Consider the following 15,130-nt stretch of genomic DNA (forward strand, 5'->3'; position numbering starts at 1 on the left):
CCGGCGACCAGTTCGTCAAGCACGGCCTTGGCGCGAAACAGGGCCATGCTGCGACGGGGGATATGATCGCACGAAACTAAACAATTAGAGTCGCCGAAGTCGACTCAGGGCAATATCGATGGTTTCATCTTTCTTGGCAAAGCAAAAACGCACATATTTTCCATTATCCATTCCACTATAAAATGAGGATAACGGTATACAGGCTACGCCCCCACTGATGGTCAGCCAGTCGGCGAACTCAAAGTCCGTCAGGTCGTTCCGCACATTCGAAAATTCAGCCAATTGGAAATAGGTTCCTTGCGTTTCGCACAAGGTAAAGCCGTTTTCAACCAAACCAGCGCGAAGTCTGTCTCGCTTAGGCAGAAATAGATCGGACAAACTCCACGCTCCGCGATGGCACCCAAGGTATGCTGCGATTCCGGCTTGCAGAGGTGCATTCACCGAAAAGATGGCATATTGATGCAGCGCTTGGAGTTTCCGTGTGTACGCTGGTGGCGCGACGCAGTAACCAATTTTCCAACCGGTAACGTGCAGTGTTTTTCCAAAAGAGAAAACGACAAAACTGCGCGACCTCAACTTTGCATGCTGCAAAAAACTGTGGTGCTGCTTTCCGTCGAAGACAATGTGCTCGTAAACTTCGTCGGAAATAATTAGCAAATCATGCTTTTCAGCTATCAGCGCCAGGGCGTTGATTTCTGTGAGGTTGAGTACCCTGCCGGAAGGATTATTTGGACTGTTGATAATCAAAACGCGCGTACGCGGAGTCACCGCATGCTCGACCTCATCCCAGTTGATGCGAAAATCCGGCGCCTTCAACGTGACGATGCGGGGTACTCCGCCTTTGGCCAGAATTGCGGGAATGTAGGAATCATAAGCTGGCTCGAGTATCAGCACTTCATCACCGGGGCACAGCATGCATCCTATTGCAGTGAAAATTGCCTGCGCTGCACCTGCGGTGACCGTGATTTCCTGGTCTGGATCGACATGCACATCCATTTCACTGAGGATTTTCTCAGCAATCGCAGCGCGCAAACTAGGCAGCCCGGCTACTGGGGCATATTGATTATTCTCTCCCCGTAGCGCGGCGGCGGCACATTCAATTAGCGCACCATCGCAGGCGAAGTCCGGGAAGCCCTGCGCGAGATTGATCGCGCCATGCTTTGTCGCTAGGCGGGACATACGGCTAAAAATATTGACCGCCGCGTCAGACCCGTTAGAAGCGTTAATCAGCGCTCCCGGGGCAGGTACACATTCGTCAGAAGAGCGCATTAACTTCGGCCTCGACATTTTCTAACGAGGCTTCGGCCAGCCGAACCGCACGCGCCAGAGTATCGGGGTTGGCTCCCTTGTTCAAAGCTTCGTTGACCAGCTGCATGGTGTAAGTAACGTGAAACACTTCATCAGTCGAGATCGTCGAGAATATCGAACGCAGCGCGGCTCCTTGAGCACAGGGGAACATATCCATCAACGTGAACCAATATGACTGAATCAGGGCCGAGCGCAATTCAAACCCATGAAGCAAGCATATCAGGGAAAAATAGTCGTCACCAACCCAACGATCATAGGCCTGATGATAGCGCTCTTCCTTCCGAAACGCTTCGGAATGTATATGTACTTCGAGCTGCGTGTTAGCTAACTCTGCAAACATGATACTGTGACGTTTTTCGTCTTCGGCGTGGCGCAACAGTAATGCCTTGTTGGGCGTGGTTGGATTCCGTTGCAGAAAGTCCTCAATGAACTTGCCTCCCCAATACTCAGTGAACATATAGCTGACAAAGAGGGATTCTCGCTGGGTTGCATTGCAATACATCGCGCAGATCGACAGGAACTTTTCCGGCTTCATGACATCTAGGTGGGTGAAGATATCTTCGATTGTTTCGCGGTACATACCCTTATAATGCGACTTGCAGCCAGGAAGACCTTGAAGAATGGTGCCAATTTGAATTGGAACCGCGCGCGCGATGTTTTCAATATGTGACTGATCTCTTGTCTTCATAGGTTTGGATAACTCCGTGTTCTACCCGATTATGCAGTGATCTGGGGCAGTATAAATGTATTTAGCGAGCGAAGATGTTCGAATGCTGGAGGGTTAAAACATTAGATTAGATGACTGCCTTATTCAGGAGCATCAGACTCAAGAAACTTTCGTTGATGAAAAGAAATAATGAGCAACCATGTCGTCAGTGCAACCAGGACCAAAGTAAATCCGAGCGTGGCCGCTTGTTCATTGGGCCACGGCATCGTCTGGGGAAACCAGCGCGCTACGCTGCTGACAATCGGCCCGGCGAGATGGACTGAAATCGGTACAGAAAGCGCAATGGCAAGCGGAGCCAAAGCAGAGGTGAAAGCGCGCCGAACCGAGAAGATGGCACCCTGTTTATCGAGCGGTGCTTGTTTTCTCCACAGAACCTGAATCGCAGTGTTTACTAAAGGGTGGAAGAACATGAAAACAAATGCGCCGAGAGTCGACTGAACGATTGAATTCGAGATTGAATAAATTGCGATTCCCATCGTGATGCCCGCCGATCCCATGTATATGGCGCGTACCGGCGGCCGGATGGTGCCGATCAGTGATACTACAATACCTCCAACAACCAGCCCGACACCTCCACTGGCCAGGATGATTGCTACTTTTTGGGCGTCGAACAGCAGCAATGCGAGAGGCACTTGCATCGTTACAAAAATATTGGCTCCGAAGTTTAAGACGCAGATGTAGATGAGCAGCCGAAAGATGTTCTTTCGTTCTATTATCCACCGGAAGCCGAATGTAAAGTCAGGCCAGAAGTTCTGCAGATATTGCCTGAAAATGTTCTGCAGACTTGCAAGACTGCTCCAGCGCGGCAAGGCGAGAAAAAACACGCCGGCAATACTTCCCATAAATGGCAGTACAAGCAATCCAACAACCGTTGAAATGCCAAACTGTCCCATGACGGCCGCGCCCAGAATAGGCGCCATCACAACTACGGCAGCTTCCACCGATTCTTCGTAGGCGGTGATTCGCTCCACGTCGTCCGGTGGGGAAAGCGATGAAACTGTCGCGAGGAGGACGGGCCATCGGATGGTCTGCACAAGCGCGAGGGTCAGCAACAACAGGCCGGCGCCAATTACGGAAAACTGGAAGATTTCGGAATACAGCGCAGCGCACAAGCCCGCAAGCACGATCAGGGCAGAGCATCCGAGGATAACCATTCCGCGCGGTATCAGATCTATCACCGGGCCTACCAGCGGGGATACGAACACAGCGGGCAGCGCGGCAAGCAAAGCCAGCGATGCAAACGTCGCGTAGCTTCCCGTCTTCGTGAACACCCACACCTCCACCGCGAAAATCACCATCGCAATACTGAGCGACGCAAATCCTTCCAGAATGAGAAAAATAATGGCGCGCGAACGCCGCCCTGGCATGGCTTCGATTTGCGCGTTCGGCAGGTTCATTCGCTATCCTTATCCGTAGTTTCGCCGCTTTCATTCACTGGATCAGGACGAACCATGACTCCGCAAATAGCCATAGCGTCAACGTTGGCAATGGCAATGCGCCGGTTTTTTTCGTCGCGCTCTACCCGAATAAAAGGTGCGGCGGAGGCATCGCCAAATATGAATGGATTAATGCTGTAGCGCTGCTCGAGCGTGTACGTGGTCCCATCCGGACGCACATAGTCGAACTGGATTAGGTCAGATTTCATATTCTCCTGTAGCACCCAGGAAATATCATCTTCCAGTGCAGCCCAAATGCGGGTATTCCAATCCTCTTGGCTGAGCTCGGAGCCGATATAGACCTGCTGGGCCGATTTCGAGTGTGCCCGTTTGAGCACCAAAGCATCTTTCTCGGATACAGCGAATTTTTCCAGATCGACCGGGCGTCCGGAATACGAGGTACAGCCCCGACGAAGCGTGCGCGTCCAAGGAACCAGCCTGCTTACGAGCTGTTTCTCGAAGTCTTTCAGTTGACTTGAGTCGTCATCCGCATACTCGCTCAGCAGAGCCAATATTAGCTTGCCCTCGACACCGATATCGGCAGGGTTGCATACCAGGATGACATTGGTGTCGAGCGCCGTCATTTGGATGGCGATGGAGGGAGCCAGCGCATCAGGAGAGTGGGCCATTGATCCGAAGCGCCACAATATATCGAAAGTGGTATCGCTGTCGCGCAGCTGGGAGCCTTCTTGATAAAGCTCGCTTGGAAATACTACTTTTGCGTATGCCTCGGGCACGTGTTGATTGATTTTGTCGACAAACAGGTAGGCATGCGAGCGGTTATAGTCGGTAAGGTGGTTGTCAATCATCACGGCGACGTTCCACTTGGGCTTATCCAGACTGTGCGCGACACTCTTCAGATAAGCGTAAATGGCGGGCATAACCGCTGGCACCATAAATGCTCCATCCAGGAACCGTTCGTTAAACTCGGCTAAACGTTGCTGCGCCAACTCAACCTCGAAGTAGCCGCCCAAACCGGAATCAATATTAAGCTCTAGAAGTTTCAGATTGCCGTCGACAAAAATTCCGTCCGGCCTTGCCATCATGGGGAGAACGGCACGCGACAATCCTTTTTCCAGTAAGGCGAGTTGATCAGGTCTGGCCCAACGCTGCACAAGCCCCGAATCGAAAGCAATTCGGCGTGCTAGGGCGAGGACCGAACGCACGTCGTCCAGCATGCCGCTAAATGTGGTTTCGGAAAAGCAAAGCGGCGTTGGAGAGTAGCGTCCAGGTTCGTAAAGACAGCCCATTTCGCGAAACTGAGCAATCGATTCCAACGCCCATTCGCGTGCTGCTTGCGACGCAGCCGGGAACCGGCTAGTCCCAATATTGGCCGTGCAATCAGTCATCGGATCAGGCCTCGGAAAAAATGGGGTGCGGTACCTGCCGGGTCTCATCGGCATGGACCACGAGTGTTGGACGGAAGACGCCACCGTTGCCTACGTTGACAACATCCTTGTGAGACGAGCGGCCAAGCACTCCGGTTGGCTTGCCTGCATACATGAATAACGCCATTACCGTCGACATATGCTCGCTAATGCCGGTATCAAGTTCTAATACCTCAATCATCGGCGGTATATATTCCTGCACCACCATATGACCAGCCATGGCATCGTCGACCAGCTTATACCACTCCTCCTCGGTGCAACTCTTGCCGATATAGATACCGCGCCCTCTGGTGTCTATCGGCGTCTTCAAGACAAAGCAATTTTTATTGGTGAGAACATGTTGAGGAGACCATAGCTGTTCTGATGTAAGCCCATCAATGCAGGATGTTTTCGCGACGAGGCGATCAATAGCGTCGACTTGCGGCTTGGAGAAATGCTGTCGGATGCTAGGCTCGAACAGCAATGCCAAGCAGCGCTTGTTTTCCGCGACCATCATAGACGGTAGGCCGCTGACTGTTACCAGCCTTCCGTCGGCGAGCGCATTAAGTATTAGTTGCGCTTCCTCAATGTTGTCCTCCCAAGCACACCAATGAATCTTTCCGTCATCGCCCAGAGTGGTATCGATCTTGGTGAAGGCTACATCCATCGGCAAACCATCCGCGAGCACAGCACCGTCCGATCCAGGCAGGAGGTCTTGGACAGGACCAAGGAAGGGAACTGACCATCCGGACATATGCTTGGCTGACTCGAACAAATTGAAAATATCGTTCTTGATTGGGCAGATCTTGCTCCATATAAATCCGACGCGTGGATCGTTCCGCCCAGAGATAGAGCACATAAGTTCCAGGAACGTCTGTGGACTTTCTGACGCCTGGCTAGCCTCCCGCACTTGACTGTCGTAATAGACGCTGTTTCGGAATGCTCGATGCACAGCCGAGGCGTTGGTCATACCACCCGGGCAGTCGGTGTTCGGCTCAACCATAACCAAAGTACCATCTTCCGCTTTCACATAATCGAAACGAGCTAAGTTAATTCCTTGTGCCGTAACCGGTGTCCGGCAAATATATTCATTCAATTGCGACAACTCAGGAAATCGCCTTTGAATGACTTCGTGTTGACAGTACAAAGCTAAGATAACCTCTAATGCCTGAAGTACCAATCCCGAGTCTGAAATGAGGGCGTTGTAGGAACTGGCGCTAAAATACTGGGGTGTAATGGTTACAGGAATAGGTTTAGAACCGTCGTAGCGTCCCCCAAACTCCCAAATTTCAGCTTTCATTTGCTCAAGGTTAGTGCCTATCAAGTTCGTCATCTAGCTTATCCGTTGCATTAAATTAGTCGGTTGGTTGGCATTGCTGCGCAATTTCGGTTTGAAGATCAAAAAATATGGACGCTGCATTGATCGCGCGGACATTCCCAGCTAAGACGGCGACTTGGACAAAAACTTCCTTGATTTCGTGCGCCTGCAATCCAAGGTGTAGTGCTGCGCGCAAATGGAATTTAAGCTGAATATTGCAATCGCCCATGGTACTTAATATTGCAAGAGTCAATAGCTGCCTGGTTTTTATCGCTATCTGTTCCCGACTATAGGCGAAGCCATAAATATCGCTAACAACATGGTCTACCAGATCAGGGAAGATTGGACGAAAACTCTGGTTGCAGCGCTCCGCAGAACCGGGCTCAATTCGGTTCAATATCTCTTTATGCTCTTCGAATGGATTCAATGCTTACCGCCGTCATCTTCATGTATTAAGATATCAGCATGATGCCTTTATATAGCAACCGCTGAAATCGAGGAGCTGAGCTAGATGCGCATCTCAGTCGGTGTTGTAACGTTGTAAGGAACCGGCACCATCCTTTTTGGGGACCCTACAGGATGATGCTTGTTTCCGACGGCGATTAACACTAGATCAGAGTTTGCCTTGATCGCGTGATCAACCGATCCCAGAACGAAATAGCACACGCCGGGATACAGCTTATGAGGTTCGCCTTCATAAACCACATATCCTTCTCCAGCAATGCAGAATAAAATATGATCTCCCTCGTGGGTGTGGTTTGCAACGCCACCACCGGCGGGAAAACGAATAACGTCGGCGCCAAATCCGTTATGTTCAACCAAGGAATCACCTGTGCCCATGCTATTGGCCATTTGGGTGCTGCGCTGGCCTCGCTCGACTTTCATTCCAGTTCCGTCAAATTCACAAAAATTTGCATATTGAAGCATCGCTATTCTTTCAATTCGGTTGAAGAACACAAGACAATTAACCTAGGAAAAAGCCGATAAATATTAAAGCGCTAGGCTCACAATTCAATAATTTAGGTGCTATCTAGCACTATACGAACTCATGGATGGGAGCTAAGACTTTATATTTTTGATAATACAGGCATTTTCCTTCAAAATTATCACCATTTGTCACAATGCCTTAACTTGAGGTTACCTCGGAAAACCGTCGTTTCCGCGCACGCGGGAACCCACACGCCGCTTGTTCAGGGGCTGAGCATGGTTTTCGTTTGCTGACCGGATTGACCCTCTCAGATTGACCCTCCCTCCAGGTCCTCGCGAACGCCGCAACCCTATCGTAAGACCCTTCGAACCCCAATTCTTTTAGATCCTCATGGATCTGTTTCAGCGTGCGCCGCTGCTTGCGTGACGTAAGCGTCGGCTCACCACCGTCTTCCCTTGAGCGCTGCAAATCTCCATGATTGAATTTGGGGCGCAAATTGATTGTGTCCACAAATTCATTTATGGACACAATAATTCAAGCAGTCACAACCAGGGCGAAACGCGGCCCGTATCGCCGGCACAGCGACGAGTTCAAGCGTGCAGCCGTGGCGCGCACGCTGGTCGCCGGCGCCTCGGTGTCGCTGATCGCCCGCGAATTGAAGATCAACGCGAATCAGTTGTTCAGTTGGCGCAAGCGTTTCGCTGGCGAGGTGCCTGCCGGCGGCAACGCGCCGAGCCAATTGGTGGCCGTCACGGTGCTCGATACGCCGCGGGCGCCTGCGCCTGCACCGGCCGCGAGCGTCCCACCCGGCGTGATCGTGCTCAGCGTTGGTCAGGCCCAGCTGCGCTTGGAAGGCCAGGTCGACGCAATCACGTTGGCGCTGTTGCTGGCCCGGTTGCTGCCATGATCGGCCTGCCTGCAGGCACCAATATCTGGTTGGCCGCCGGCGTGACCGACATGCGCGCCGGTATGAACGGACTGGCGGCCAAGGCGCAGACGGCATTGGACGAAGATCCGTTCAGCGGCCACGTGTTCGTGTTCCGGGGCCGACGCGGCGACATGCTCAAAGTTCTGTGGTGGAGCGGCGACGGTTTGTGCCTGCTGGCCAAGCGGCTCGAGCGCGGCCGCTTCGTCTGGCCACAGGCGGGCAGCGGCGGCGTGGCCTTGACGCAGGCGCAGCTGTCGATGCTGCTCGAGGGCATAGACTGGCGCCGGCCCGAGCGCACCTGGCGTCCCACGTCGGCCTTGTAAACATCGCGCGGCTCGCGTAAACTCGGCCCATGCTCAGCACAGCCGACCTGCCCAACGACATCGACGCCTTGAAGGCGCTGTTGTTGGCGAGCGAGCGCCTGGTGCGCGCACGCGACGCGACCATCGCCACCCAAGACGACGCACTGCTGAACATGCAGGCCCAATTGACGACGCGGGCCGCCGAGATCGAGCACCTGAAGCTGCAGATCGCCAAGCTGCGGCGCATGCAATTCGGCCGCAAATCCGAAAAGCTGGACCACCGGATCGAACAGCTTGAACTCCAACTGGAAGACCTGCAGGCCGACGACGCCGAGGCCGAGCGGGAAATGCCAGCGGCGGGCTCGGCGCCGCGCCGGCGCGCACCACGCAAACCATTGCCTGAGCACTTGCCGCGCGACGAGGAAGTGCACTTGCCACTGGCCGACGCCTGCCCGGCATGCGGTGGCGCGCTGCGTCCACTTGGCGAGGACGTGTCCGAACAGCTCGAGTTCGTCCCGGCCAGCTTCCGCGTGATCCGCCATGTGCGCCCCAAGCTGGCCTGCGGCTGCTGCGACGCCATCGTGCAGGCGCCGGCGCCGAGCCGGCCGATCGAACGCGGCATCGCCGGGCCCGGCCTGCTGGCGCACGTGCTGGTGGCCAAGTTCGCCGACCACCTGCCGCTGTATCGCCAGTCCGTGATCTACGCCCGCGAGGGAGTGGACTTGGACCGCGCGCTGCTGGCCAGTTGGTGGGCGCCGCCAGCGCGCTGCTGCGCCCCTTGGTCGACGCGATCCGGAAACACGTGCTGGCGGCCAGCAAACTGCACGCCGACGACACGCCGGTGCAGGTGCTGGCTCCCGGCAACGGCAAGACCAAAACCGGCCGGCTGTGGACCTATGTGCGCGACGACCGGGCGGGCGGCGACGCGACGCCCCCGGCGGTGTGGTTCGCCTACTCGCCGGATCGCAAAGGGATTTATCCGCAAACCCAGCTGGCCTCGTTCAAGGGCGTTCTGCAGGCCGATGCCTATGCCGGCTTCAACTGCCTCTACGAAGGTGGCGTGATCCAGGAGGCGGCCCGCTGGGCGCACGCGCGGCGCAAGTTCCACGACCTGCACGCGGCCCGGCCATCGCCGCTGACCACCGAGGCGCTGCGGCGCATCGCGGAACTGTATGTGATCGAGGCCGAGATCCGGGGCAAACCACCCGACGAACGCAAGGCCGTTCGGCAGGAACGCTCGCGACCGTTGCTAGACGATCTGGGCCGCTGGTTGCGGATCGCGCTCGACAAGCTCTCGCGCAAATCGGACACGGCGGCGGCCATCCAGTACTCGCTGAACCTGTGGCCTGTGTTGATGCGCTACTGCGACGACGGCGCCGTCGAAATCGACAACTCGGCGGCCGAACGAGCGCTGCGCGGCATCGCCATCGGCCGCCGCAACTACCTGTTCGCCGGCGCCGACAGCTGCGGCGAGCGGGCTGCGGCGATTTACTCGCTGATCGGCACCGCCAAGCTGAACGGGGTCGACCCCGAAGCCTGGTTGCGCCATGTGCTGGCGCAGATCGCCGACCACCCCGTCAACCGCGTTGACGAGTTCCTGCCGTGGAACTACCTCCAGCAGATCAACCCTGCTTAAACAACACGCCGCTTCCCAGCGGTGCGACGCTATCATCAGTCAAATTGATTGCCCGTTCAAGACGGTAGTGGCCGGACGCTTACCGCCCAGCTGGTTTGCGACGCCCTGAAGATGGCCATCGCGCACAGACGGCCGCAGCCGGGATTGATTGTTCATTCCGACCGCGGCAGCCAGTATGCCAGCGAGCTTTACCAGGATCTGTTGAAGCAACATGGCTTCGTTTGCAGCATGAGCCGCAAGGGAAATTGCTGGGACAATGCCGTCGCCGAGCGCTTCTTCCTGAACCTCAAGATGGAGCGTGTTTGGCAGCGTCAATATGCCAACCACGCCGAGGCCAAAGCGGACATCACCGACTACATCGTCGGCTTCTACAACTGCAAGCGCATCAATTCAGCGCTGGGCAATCTGCCGCCCACCGTCTATGAACGGAAAATGGCAGCAAGCGAACCTATTGTTGTGTCCGAAATTACTTGACCACCGCAAGCTTCAGGTAGTTGAGCAAAGTCGCCTCCAGGTCGGCCCGGCTATCGAAGCGGGTTTGCTGCAGCAGTTCGCTGATGCGGCCGTTGAAGCGCTCCACCATGCCGTTCGTTTGGGGGTGGCGAGGCGGCGCCAAACGATGCTCGATTTCCATGCCGGCGCACACCTTGTCGAAGGCATGCTGGCCGCTTGGCTTCTTGTCCTTCATGGCGAAGCGGTCGGTGAATTGCGAGCCGTTGTCGGTCAGAATCTTGGTGATCTTGACCGGCGACGCCAGCTTGAGCCGGCGCAGGAAATCGACGCTGCTGCGGTCGCTCATGTCGCCGTAAATGTGCGGAAACACCCAGCGCGTGGCGCGGTCGATGGCCACGAACAGGTAGCGGCGCGAGGTTTCGTCGGGCATCTGCGGCAGGTATTTGATGTCGATGTGAACGAAGCCCGGCTCGTAGTCCTTGAAGGTCTTCTTGGCCGAGATCGTTTCGCCCTCGGCCTTGGGAATGACGTCTTCCAGGCGCGCCATGCCTTCGCGCTTGAGCAGGCGGGCGATGCCGGAGCGGGACACCTCGGCATTGATGTATTGCCGGGTAATGTAGAGCGGGTCGTCGAGCGGCAAATAGAGCGTCTGGCGCAGCGACAGCACGATGGCCTCCTGCGTTGCGCTCAAGGTCGTGTGCAGGGTGTGGGCGCGGTGCGAGCGGTCTTGCACATCGTCGCGCTTGAGCCACTTGGCGGCGGTGGCGCGGGTGATGTTGAAGACCTTGGCCGCTTGGCGGTCCGACAAGCCGGAGTCCTTGATTTCCTGCCGAATCTTCGGGGTAGTGCGGGCCTGCGGATGGATGCGTGTGCTCATGCGCTCAAACGTTTCGGTGACGTACTGCGATGGGTAAGGGACCGCGGCGGCAAGCCGGCGACCAGTTCGTCAAGCACGGCCTTGGCGCGAAACAGGGCCATGCTGCGACGGGGGATATGATCGCACGAAACTAAACAGTTAACCTCAGCCATCAAGTTCGGATACGGGTGAATAATTCCCCTAACGTCATCTCATCGCTCCATATCGTTTCTAAATTCAGTGCATAACGTTTTTGAAGGTCGCTTGCCAGCGTCTCAAATTCAAGTGCATCAGGCAGCCAGCGGCAGCCAGCGACTTGGATATAAATTCAGATATACGTCCAATATTTTATCGTCAGGTCGAAATTTCAGCTTATCTTTATCTGAAAATGCAAACGCCGAAACGAACAATAAAAGGAATGAACGGATTTCGTTTTTTGATGCAGTTGGAAATGCTCTCCGCCACCCCGGGCCTTCGCAACTACGCGACCTATAGGGGCGAGGTAGACTTGACCCGTACTTTGCTGAAATCAATAAAACGAGAAAGGCAAAAATCAAAATTATAAGAATGCTCAAGCTCCACCTTCGTTTCGCACTGGGTTGCGCATTATAATAAATATGCCGCTAGTCGATAAATAGTACATACCTATCGAGGTTGGGAAAATTATTTAAGTTCCATTGTCCTGGTATCTGTATGTGCAGTCATACATCCCGGTACATAGCTACTCTCCCATCCTGACAAGAAGGCGTTATCAATGCAGCATCAAATTAAGGTGATGCATGAATGGCTGCTTCTCGCCGGTTTCAGCCTGCCAGGCGCCCATATGCATCGCCCGAACCATTCCAGTCAATCTTACTCCAGCCCTTTGAAGGGACAAATATCTCCAAGCCACTTGCAGCGAGGGCTTCTGCCAAAATTGAAATGTCTGCCGGTATGCTTACCTGGCTGGAACCATCAAGTACGCGCGGCCCCAAAATTACCCAATAAGGGTGAGGTACACGGTCATCATCAGAACAACAGACTTTGAGAGAAGCATTGGCAGCGTGGGCAATGAAATAGCGATTCTCAGGTGGATAATTGGAACTTTCTCGTTCTTCAAATACGTCAAGTCCCAGAGTCTGAAAAATTGCTAACGCAGCGTCTTGAAGCGCAGGCAGCGGACTGTGGACAAATATAACTTCGTGCATGGTTGTTTCCGTTAATGATGCATCAAATCGAATGTCCGTAGCCGGTAGCGGGTATATCAGAACTCTAACCCATCTGACAGCTTGTGTCAGGTCAAGTCTTAGCTACTACACTTCAGCGCAAGCCCTCAAAACAAGCAAGGCACCAGCCGGAGTCAGAAAATCCGTGTCTGATGCTGGGCCAGCCGGGGGGCGTGCTGGCAGAAACAGACAGTAATGTATACACTTTGGTTCCTGCCGGAATGACAAATTTCCGGTAATTTTCCTCAGGTACACCAACACCTCAGACAAGGACATGCCAATGACACGTGTGATTACAATTCTCACCGAAGACTTTTCCGACTGGGAAACTGCTCTGTTCAATTCTGCCGGCCGTGCTTACTACGGCTTCGATACACGCTTCGCCACCCCGGGCGGCGTTCCAGTCACTTCCTCCGGAGGGATGATCGTCACTCCGCACCTGGCACTCGAAGCCATTCAGCTCGATGAGATTGACGTGCTCATCGTATGCGGCGGCACCATCTGGCAGACCGAACAGGCCCCGAATATCAACGCCCTTGTGAAGGCTGCCCACGAAAAAAACATCATCGTCGCTGGCATTTGCGACGCTACCCGGGTGTTGGCGCAAGCGGGCGTGCTCGACAAGCTGCGCCATACTTCCAATTCGGCGGCGAATCTGTCGGAACTGAATTATGGCGGAGCCGCCTATTATCAGGATGTCCCCTATGCGGTTGCCGACCAGCGCGTCATCACAGCGCCTGGTACGGCGCCGGTCAGCTTCATGGCCGAAATTTTCCGCACCTTGGGTCAAGGCGGCGGCGAACTTGACGCCTATCTGGCGATGCATGCCGCCGAGCACAGCAAGCCTGCCTAAACGGCTGTTCGCGCGATAAACTTCCCTATCGGCCTGTTGTAAGTCAAAACTTGAATGCTGGGCGAAAGCTCGCCAGACTTGATGTGCTTCGCCGATGTGAATGACGAAAGAGCGGAAGTGAAAATAGCGGCCAGCGGTGAGCGCTGGGCCGCATAAAGGGCGCGCGCAGTGCCGCGCGCCCTGTAACAGTCTTACATCTGATCCCAGATTTCGTCGAGACCTTCGCGTGGGAAATCATTGCGCCACACGGGATTTTTCTTGTCGCGGGCCAGCGAGTATTCGCTGCGCCACGTATGCGTCACCGACGAATCATAGGCTTTTTTCAGTTTTTGAATTTCCGCCACGCCCTGATCGGCGCCGACCTTGCTCTTGGCGATGCGCTGCACGCCGTCGGCCCAGCTCTCCGCAACCTTGACGACCTGGCACTCAAACGCCACGACGCTCAATTCCATGCCGTTGCTTTCCTTGGTTTGCTTGGAGCTCAGGGCTTTGCAGTTGGCGCGGTTTTTTGCGGCGAGCACGCTGGCCATCAATTCCATCGAAGCCGGCTTCAGCTTTGGCTGCAGCGCGGCGGGGAAGAGGGCCAGAATGTCCTTGGTCGTTCCCTCTGGATATTCTTTGTCCGCCTTGAGCAAGTCGGCATACGACGCGAAATCGCCGCTTTGGCCGCTGGCTTTCCGGGATGGCCGCAAATGTTCGTTGAGCAATTTGATGCTGCTCTCTTCGTGATTGATGATGGTTTTAATGTACAGGTCAGCCACATTTACCGGCGTCAGCTCTGCCGCGAAAGCCGGGCCGGCCACCGCGACGGTGGACGCAAGCGCCACCAGCGTAGCCGTCACTACTCGATTCAATGTCGTTTTCAATTGTATTTCTCTCCGTTTGCGATATGTCGAACAAATGCGGCAACTGCTTACCGATCATATAGTTGCCTTGCGGAATTTTAACCGATGCAAGCGGATTCTGTTGACGGGCTATCGTACTGCGCGGCGCCTGCCTTCGCGCCGCCTACCAGGGCAGCGGCGCGGGTTCGTCGTTGGCGTGCTCGCCGTAGTACAGCGAGGGCAGGAAGCGCGACAGGTAGGTGAACTCGGTGTAGCAGTGGCGCATCAAGGCCAGGCCCAGCTGGTCGGGAACGTCGCGCTCCGGCTTGTCGCTCGACTGCCCCAGCAGGAAGCGGCTGCGCAGCACGCAACCGAAGGGGGTGTCGCGGGTCTGGTGGATCATCTGGCCGTCCTCCGGGTCGCCGTTGGCGTCGATGGCGATGTGCGCGCCGAAACCGATGCGCGCATAGATGGCGGCCGAGGTTTCCTGCTGCTCGAAGGCCCGCGCCAGTTTGGCGGCGTCGAAGACGTCCTTGGGATCGTGGAATTTCAGTTGCGCGGCCACGGGCGGGATCTCGGCCAGCGACTCGACGGCGCGGATCGAGGCGCCGATGTAGTTTTCACCCTTCTTCCATTTGCTGTCCCAGCCGTGGTGCGCGACGTGGTCGTGCGGATGCCACCATTTGATGTGCTGGGTCGTCTCGAAAAACTTGAACCACCAGTCGAGCATGCGGCCTTTGCAGCCGTGCAGGTCGGTGCGCACCGCGACCACCAGGCAGCCGTTCGGCAGGCGCGCGATGCCCGTCTCCAGGCGCAGCGGCGCGGGCTGGAGGAGGTCGTCAATCGAGGAAAGATCCCATTCTGAAGAATTGTTGCTCATGCTCATGCTCCTTAGTGGTGGAAAGGCGATTATATATTAAAGAAACGTGTAACGTTTCCTTATTTGCGGAGCGTGTAGAATCGCGCTCACCATCACATTTCGGAGGCAT

General features: G+C 55.3%; 14 protein-coding genes and 3 pseudogenes. 6 read left to right on the plus strand and 11 right to left on the minus strand.

The window, feature by feature from the left end; translation table 11 throughout:
* Positions 1 to 84: 84 nt before the first annotated feature.
* The 7 genes from OIK44_RS06855 to OIK44_RS06885 form a co-directional block, all read right to left on the minus strand.
* Positions 85 to 1,269, minus strand: coding sequence for a methionine aminotransferase (locus OIK44_RS06855; protein ID WP_273669982.1), 1,185 nt, complete (start codon positions 1,267 to 1,269; stop codon positions 85 to 87).
* Positions 1,256 to 1,996 carry a hypothetical protein gene (locus OIK44_RS06860; RefSeq protein WP_273669983.1) on the minus strand — a complete coding sequence of 247 codons (741 nt, stop codon included), beginning with the start codon at positions 1,994 to 1,996 and terminating at the stop codon, positions 1,256 to 1,258. Before OIK44_RS06860 ends, OIK44_RS06855 begins: the two co-directional genes overlap by 14 nt.
* Positions 1,997 to 2,115: 119 nt before the next feature.
* Complete coding sequence (locus tag OIK44_RS06865; protein ID WP_273669984.1) at positions 2,116 to 3,432, minus strand: MFS transporter; 1,317 nt, start codon at positions 3,430 to 3,432, stop codon at positions 2,116 to 2,118.
* Entirely contained in the window at positions 3,429 to 4,820 is a 1,392-nt protein-coding gene (locus tag OIK44_RS06870) for a hypothetical protein (RefSeq protein WP_273669985.1), read from the minus strand. The genes OIK44_RS06865 and OIK44_RS06870 overlap by 4 nt, the downstream gene beginning before the upstream one ends.
* Before the next feature lie 4 nt (positions 4,821 to 4,824).
* Entirely contained in the window at positions 4,825 to 6,171 is a 1,347-nt protein-coding gene (locus OIK44_RS06875) for a hypothetical protein (protein ID WP_273669986.1), read from the minus strand.
* Between the two features lie 22 nt (positions 6,172 to 6,193).
* Positions 6,194 to 6,583, minus strand: a complete 390-nt coding sequence (locus tag OIK44_RS06880; protein ID WP_273669987.1) for a carboxymuconolactone decarboxylase family protein — start codon at positions 6,581 to 6,583, stop codon at positions 6,194 to 6,196.
* Positions 6,584 to 6,663: 80 nt separating this feature from the next.
* Positions 6,664 to 7,041 (minus strand): cupin domain-containing protein, encoded by a 378-nt coding sequence (locus OIK44_RS06885; RefSeq protein ID WP_273669988.1) that lies wholly within the window; start codon positions 7,039 to 7,041, stop codon positions 6,664 to 6,666.
* A gap of 563 nt (positions 7,042 to 7,604) precedes the next feature.
* Here OIK44_RS06885 and tnpA point away from each other — a divergent pair.
* The 5 genes and pseudogenes from tnpA to OIK44_RS06910 form a co-directional block, all read left to right on the plus strand.
* Positions 7,605 to 7,991: an IS66-like element accessory protein TnpA gene (gene tnpA / locus OIK44_RS06890; RefSeq protein WP_273669989.1), complete on the plus strand. Its 387-nt coding sequence runs from the start codon at positions 7,605 to 7,607 to the stop codon at positions 7,989 to 7,991.
* A gap of 62 nt (positions 7,992 to 8,053) precedes the next feature.
* On the plus strand, positions 8,054 to 8,335 hold the full coding sequence (tnpB, locus tag OIK44_RS06895; protein WP_420213839.1) for an IS66 family insertion sequence element accessory protein TnpB: 282 nt from the start codon (positions 8,054 to 8,056) through the stop codon (positions 8,333 to 8,335).
* A gap of 224 nt (positions 8,336 to 8,559) precedes the next feature.
* Positions 8,560 to 9,815: pseudogene (gene tnpC / locus OIK44_RS06900) on the plus strand (IS66 family transposase); the annotation flags it as partial.
* A 39-nt stretch (positions 9,816 to 9,854) separates the two neighbouring features.
* A complete protein-coding gene (locus OIK44_RS06905) occupies positions 9,855 to 9,950 on the plus strand; it encodes a hypothetical protein (protein ID WP_273670354.1) in 96 nt (31 codons plus the stop codon).
* A gap of 78 nt (positions 9,951 to 10,028) precedes the next feature.
* Positions 10,029 to 10,424, plus strand: a pseudogene (locus tag OIK44_RS06910) (DDE-type integrase/transposase/recombinase); the annotation flags it as partial.
* Between the two features lie 7 nt (positions 10,425 to 10,431).
* Here OIK44_RS06910 and OIK44_RS06915 read toward each other — a convergent pair.
* Both OIK44_RS06915 and OIK44_RS06920 read right to left on the minus strand, forming a co-directional pair.
* Positions 10,432 to 11,280, minus strand: a pseudogene (locus tag OIK44_RS06915) (DDE-type integrase/transposase/recombinase); the annotation flags it as partial.
* A 782-nt stretch (positions 11,281 to 12,062) separates the two neighbouring features.
* Positions 12,063 to 12,446 (minus strand): hypothetical protein, encoded by a 384-nt coding sequence (locus OIK44_RS06920; RefSeq protein WP_273669992.1) that lies wholly within the window; start codon positions 12,444 to 12,446, stop codon positions 12,063 to 12,065.
* A 298-nt stretch (positions 12,447 to 12,744) separates the two neighbouring features.
* Here OIK44_RS06920 and OIK44_RS06925 point away from each other — a divergent pair, with 298 nt between their 5' ends.
* The gene (locus OIK44_RS06925) at positions 12,745 to 13,317 is read left to right on the plus strand and encodes a type 1 glutamine amidotransferase family protein (RefSeq protein ID WP_273669993.1); all 573 of its coding nucleotides are present in this window, start codon (positions 12,745 to 12,747) and stop codon (positions 13,315 to 13,317) included.
* A 191-nt stretch (positions 13,318 to 13,508) separates the two neighbouring features.
* Here the strand turns inward: OIK44_RS06925 and OIK44_RS06930 are convergent, their stop codons facing one another.
* Positions 13,509 to 14,183, minus strand: coding sequence for a hypothetical protein (locus OIK44_RS06930; RefSeq protein ID WP_273669994.1), 675 nt, complete (start codon positions 14,181 to 14,183; stop codon positions 13,509 to 13,511).
* 142 nt (positions 14,184 to 14,325) lie between these two features.
* Entirely contained in the window at positions 14,326 to 15,021 is a 696-nt protein-coding gene (locus tag OIK44_RS06935) for a DAPG hydrolase family protein (RefSeq protein WP_273669995.1), read from the minus strand.
* Positions 15,022 to 15,130: the final 109 nt, after the last annotated feature.

It is taken from the genome of Janthinobacterium fluminis, from assembly GCF_028595325.1.
GTDB classification, from domain to species: Bacteria; Pseudomonadota; Gammaproteobacteria; order Burkholderiales; family Burkholderiaceae_D; genus Janthinobacterium; species Janthinobacterium fluminis.

Excerpts from the sequence above, each read along its gene's own strand:
- OIK44_RS06865 (WP_273669984.1), bottom strand. The coding sequence starts at position 3,432 with ATGAACCTGCCGAACGCGCAAATCGAAGCCATGCCAGGGCGGCGTTCG.
- OIK44_RS06885 (WP_273669988.1), bottom strand. The coding sequence starts at position 7,041 with ATGAAAGTCGAGCGAGGCCAGCGCAGCACCCAAATGGCCAATAGCATG.
- OIK44_RS06860 (WP_273669983.1), bottom strand. The coding sequence starts at position 1,996 with ATGAAGACAAGAGATCAGTCACATATTGAAAACATCGCGCGCGCGGTT.
- OIK44_RS06855 (WP_273669982.1), bottom strand. The coding sequence starts at position 1,269 with ATGCGCTCTTCTGACGAATGTGTACCTGCCCCGGGAGCGCTGATTAAC.
- OIK44_RS06870 (WP_273669985.1), bottom strand. The coding sequence starts at position 4,820 with ATGACTGATTGCACGGCCAATATTGGGACTAGCCGGTTCCCGGCTGCG.
- OIK44_RS06920 (WP_273669992.1), bottom strand. The coding sequence starts at position 12,446 with ATGCACGAAGTTATATTTGTCCACAGTCCGCTGCCTGCGCTTCAAGAC.
- tnpA (WP_273669989.1), top strand. The coding sequence starts at position 7,605 with ATGGACACAATAATTCAAGCAGTCACAACCAGGGCGAAACGCGGCCCG.
- tnpB (WP_420213839.1), top strand. The coding sequence starts at position 8,054 with ATGAACGGACTGGCGGCCAAGGCGCAGACGGCATTGGACGAAGATCCG.
- OIK44_RS06875 (WP_273669986.1), bottom strand. The coding sequence starts at position 6,171 with ATGACGAACTTGATAGGCACTAACCTTGAGCAAATGAAAGCTGAAATT.
- OIK44_RS06935 (WP_273669995.1), bottom strand. The coding sequence starts at position 15,021 with ATGAGCAACAATTCTTCAGAATGGGATCTTTCCTCGATTGACGACCTC.
- OIK44_RS06925 (WP_273669993.1), top strand. The coding sequence starts at position 12,745 with ATGACACGTGTGATTACAATTCTCACCGAAGACTTTTCCGACTGGGAA.